We start from the raw sequence: 4,680 nt of genomic DNA, 5'->3' as shown, positions 1-4,680 counted from the left end.
CGGCATTCAGTATCAGATACACCAGAGTGAGCACGACCGCGATTCCGACAGCCTCCTTAAAGCCCTTAAGAAACACGGCACCCAGCAAGAGAAGCAAGAAAAGCGTAATCCCTACCTGCCAGCCCGTCGGGTTATGCTCCATGAAGTGCGCGACAAAGTGGTTCTCACGGACATGCGCCGCTGCATCGGCGGCAGAAAGCGTCATCGTAATGATAAAGTCTGTCGCGACAAAGCCTAGCAGTATCAGCACAAACAACTTGCTAGACCAGCTCTTGAGCAGTGACTCCAGCATCGAGATCGAGCCTTCGCCGTGGGGACTCTCTTGCGCCACGCGGCGGTAGATCGGGAAGGCACCAAAGAGCGTCAGTAAGATCAGCACCAGAGTGGCGATGGGCGAGAGAGCTCCTGCCGCGAGAAACGCGATTCCTGGCTGGTAGCCTAGGGTGGAGAAGTAATCTACCCCCGTCAGGCACATGACCTTCCACCAGGCGTGGGGCTTGTGCCCCGGCTCATGCTCCTCTTCAAAGGCCCCCTCCACATTGGAGATATAGCCCTCTAAAAACCACTTTCTAAATTTTTCTTGCATGGGATACTCTAACCAGCGACATGGACAATCGGGCGTTTCCCCTGATCAGGCTGGGCGCGGCGCAGGATCTCGTGGGTGAGAGGGGCGACATCTCCCTGACCGGTCAGGAAGAATTTTCCGAGAAAGGAGAGAGGGCTGCCGTTGACCCAGTTGAAGTAGATATGCGCCCGCCGATTGTGCCGTTTTTGCAGCTCTAGCGCCACGGCTGCGATGGCATTGGGAACGGCGACCCCGTGACAGCGTAGCACCCAGAACCCACCCTCATTAATGCCTTCGACCCGTAGAGATGACGAGAAGTTGGATGCGTCTTGAATGTAGACCTCTAAGAAAGCGTAGCGCTCCGCAGGGGATATCTGGTGGTCTTTTTCCGCTTCGAAGGTTGCACTTGAATACTCGGCTGCATCGCGTGCTTCGGGGCGATTGGCGATGAAGCGCACCTCGGGCTGCTTGGCTAGCTCCGCCAGCATTTTAAGGGCTTCATCATCGAAGACGATCTCATCAACACGAAGCTCTACCGTGCGCCAGACACGCGAGATGGTGGAGATCAGAAGAATTGCTAGGATGAAGAGAAACGAGATTCCTAGTCCTTCGGCTTTATTGCTGATGATATTGGCCAGAATGGTGTAGATAAAGATCACCGTCACCACGCCAAAGCCAATCAATGCGGCTCGCTCTTTTGCTCGCCAGGCCGCAATGGTCACGGCGACAGTGGCACTCGTCATGAGTGCGAGAACGCCCGTTGCATAGGCCCCTGCCTGCGCATCTACATCGGCCTGGAAGAGCAAGGTCACTAAAAAACAGATTGCTGTGAAGATGACAACTAACGGGCGGTTGGCACGGGTCCACTCGGGGGCCATGCCGTAGCGTGGCAGATAGCGCGGGACGATATTGAGCAGCCCTGCCAGCGCACTCGCGCCCGCGAACCACAGAATCAGCACCGTGAAAATATCGTAGACGGTTCCAAACGTCTCACCGAGGTAGGTCTGAGCCATGTAGGCCAGCGCCCGTCCGTTGGCAACTCCAGGTTTCTTCACTGCAGAGAGCTTGTAGAGAGCACCATCACTGACGGAAGTCACGGTCAGGGTCACGGAAACGGGCTTTTCGACCACCTCGGAGGTGCCCTCTCCCTCCTTTGCTAGGATAGAGCTGGTACCCAGCGGGGTGGAACCTGGCACCTCGACCACAAAGATAGGCTCTTTTGCCTTCTTAGGATGAAGCATTATCGTGGTGCCCTTGGCAAACTCGGTTGCGGGAATCGTGCGCTCACCGGCGAGTGCGGGGAGGTACTTATCCGGGGAGATCAGCGTGGTGGTGACAATACTACTGCCGATCAGCAAGACGCTCATCATCACCGCCGCTGTTGTCAGCAGATGCCCCGCATTGCGAATACGTCCCTTGGGCTCGTCCTCAGTGTCTCCCTTATCGCCTTCGACCAGCGGCATCACGACCACGCCCGTCTCAAAGCCCGAGAGACCTAGCGCAAGCTGAGGAAAGACAATGATCGCCGCGATGGCCATGTGTGCGGGCGTCGGGTGGATCGTCAGGAGGCTACGTTGCCACTCGCCCATGAGCTCAGGGCGCTGGGAGATTTCCTGGATTCCTCGGACGATCACCACGATATTCAGGGCGATATAGACCACCACAATGCCAACCGCGATCCCAATGGCCTCCTGGAAACCTTTCAGAAAGACAGCCCCCAGAAGAGTGATCAACCCAAGCGTGAGCCCGACTTGCCAGACGATTGGGTTGGCTTCCATAAAGTGTGCGACAAAGTGGTTCTCCCGGACGTGCGCCGCAGCATCCGCGGCAGAGAGCGTGATAGTGATAATAAAGCCTGTCGCGGCAAAGCCAATCAGACAGAGGACGAGCAGCTTGCCTTGCCAGTAAGGCAGTAGCTTGGCCAGCATCGAAATAGAACCGTCACCGTGCGGGCTTGCCTTGGCAACGCGCTTATACATTGGAAGCGCACCAAACAGAGTGAGTAGGACTAAAACAAAGGTCGCAATGGGCGAGAGCGCCCCGGCGGCAAGCGCTGCGATTCCTGGCTGGTAGCCTAGGGTGGAGAAGTAATCCACTCCCGTCAGGCACATGACCTTCCACCAGGCGTGGGGCTTGTGCCCCGGCTCATGCTCCTCTTCAAAGAAGCCTTCTACATTCGAGACGTAGCCCTCGAAGAACCATTTTTTGAACTTACTGGTCATCGCATAATTGCTTTCAAAGCGCGGACTTTCTCAGGATCTACGGGCGAGTCCACTGCGCCCACTTTCAAGCTGCTTCCTACGATCGCGCCCGCCGCTCCCGCAGCAAGAAGCGCTCTTGCGGTTTCTAGCCCGAAGCCACTTCCTATTAAGACAGGCACACCCGGCAGTGCCTCGGCAACCGACGCAACATCCGACACGCGGGTTTCGCTACCGGTTGCACTACCACTCACGATCAGTGCATCGGCCATCCCGCGGAGGACGGCGTCTTTGGCGGCATCTTGAATGGACTGCGTCCCCTCACCGAGCTGGGCGGCGTGTTTCACAAAGACATCGGCGAATATCTGAATGTGCTCCGCGCCGAGCATTTTTCGGTAGAGAATTCCCTCCCGCGCCGCCCCCTCGATAATACCCTGATCGGTGACAGCAGCCCCCACCCAGACATTGACTCTGACGAACTGTGCCCCGACGACATGGGCAATTGCCAGCGCCCCTTTGGCGTCATTGCGCAGGCAGTTGATCCCCAGCGGAAGCTCTGGCGCTGCCTCACGTACCACAAGGGCGGCGCGGGTGAGGGCGGCGAGCGTGTGGGGCGGCACGGTATCTTTGGCAAAAGGTGCGTCGAAGAAGTTCTCAACCATGATCGCGTCCGCGCCGCCAGCCACCAAAGCCCGCGCATCCGCAGCGGCGCGGCTGAGCACGCCCGCAAAATCACCACGGTCCCGTGGGCTCCCCGGCAGTGGCCCGAGATGCACCATCCCAATAAGACGCTTCCGCGCCCAGAAATCTTTAAGCACGGAGGACATTGTAGCACAGCCAGCGAAGTAGAGGATTATGAACCCGATGACCTCGCCTCGTCTCTTGCGCGTTGCCGCGCAGTCGGTTGATGCTACGAAAGCTCTCCTGCGCCGGATTGGCTGTGAGCTGGACTTTGCCCACGCCTTTGCACAACTCACCGAAAATTCAGAGTGGCCCGCGCTGGTTGAGCAGGCGACGGCGCTCATAGAGACCTGTACGGGCGAGCTTGCCCCTGCGGTCGCCGAGGCGGAGGAGATTCTGGCTCCGATTGGTGTTGCTGCCAAAGCCTACACGATTCACTGCGTGGGGCATGGGCATATTGATATGAACTGGATGTGGTCGTGGCAAGAAACGGTCGCCACGACGCACGACACATTTGCTTCCGTGCTCCAGCTCATGCGCGAGTACCCGGCTCTGACGTTCTCACAGTCGCAGGCATCGGTCTATGCACTGATCGAGAAGTACCACCCAGAGCTGTTTGAGGAGATCAAGCAGCGCATCGCCGAGGGGCGCTGGGAAGTGACGGCGGTGCACTGGGTGGAGGGCGATAAGAATTTAGCCAGCGGCGAGAGCCTGGCGCGCCACTTGCTCTACACGCGCCAGTACACCAAGGAGAAGTTTGGGCTGGATGCCGCCGATCTGCCCTTGGACTGGGAGCCGGACACGTTTGGGCACGCCAACACCATCCCGACAATTCTCGCGCAGGGCGGGGTGAAGTTCTACTACGCCTGCCGCCTAGGCGGCGGCTTCGATCACGCTGCCACAGGAGAGTTCCCCCGCCCGAAGTTATTCTGGTGGCAAGGTCCCGACGGCAGCCGCGTGCTCGTGAACAAAGAGTCCACCTGGTACAACTCCTACGTTAATATTGGGGATAATATCGCCCTGCCCGCTGTCGAGTTCTGGCAGGAAACAAAGCTTTCTGATTGGCTGAATATCTACGGGATCGGCAACCACGGCGGCGGTCCGACCCGCGTCGAGATTGAGTATTTATTGGAAATGGCGACGTGGCCGATCTACCCGAGCGTGACGTTTGGCACCGCCAAGGGCTGGTACGAGAAAGTCGCTTCGGGGGATCTCACGCACTTGCCCGTACTAGAC

General features: G+C 58.2%; 2 protein-coding genes and 2 pseudogenes. 1 reads left to right on the top strand and 3 read right to left on the bottom strand.

Going from position 1 to position 4,680, the window contains the following annotated elements:
- The 3 genes and pseudogenes from ACH2EH_RS10995 to ACH2EH_RS10985 all read right to left on the bottom strand — a co-directional run.
- A pseudogene (locus tag ACH2EH_RS10995) lies at nucleotides 1–586 on the bottom strand (hypothetical protein); the annotation flags it as partial.
- 8 nt (nucleotides 587–594) lie between these two features.
- Nucleotides 595–2,787, bottom strand: coding sequence for an APC family permease (locus ACH2EH_RS10990; RefSeq protein ID WP_395141609.1), 2,193 nt, complete (start codon nucleotides 2,785–2,787; stop codon nucleotides 595–597).
- Nucleotides 2,784–3,581, bottom strand: coding sequence for a BtpA/SgcQ family protein (locus tag ACH2EH_RS10985; protein ID WP_395141607.1), 798 nt, complete (start codon nucleotides 3,579–3,581; stop codon nucleotides 2,784–2,786). The genes ACH2EH_RS10990 and ACH2EH_RS10985 overlap by 4 nt, the downstream gene beginning before the upstream one ends.
- Before the next feature lie 37 nt (nucleotides 3,582–3,618).
- On the opposite strand from ACH2EH_RS10985, the pseudogene ACH2EH_RS10980 reads away from it, so the two are divergent.
- Nucleotides 3,619–4,680: pseudogene (locus ACH2EH_RS10980) on the top strand (hypothetical protein); the annotation flags it as partial.

It is taken from the genome of Armatimonas sp., assembly GCF_043760365.1.
Lineage (GTDB): Bacteria > Armatimonadota > Armatimonadia > Armatimonadales > Armatimonadaceae > Armatimonas.
This window is presented reverse-complemented; position numbering and strand designations above follow the sequence as displayed.

What these genes read in the sequence shown, in the direction of transcription:
- ACH2EH_RS10990 (WP_395141609.1), bottom strand. Translation starts at nt 2,787, where the DNA reads ATGACCAGTAAGTTCAAAAAATGGTTCTTCGAGGGCTACGTCTCGAAT.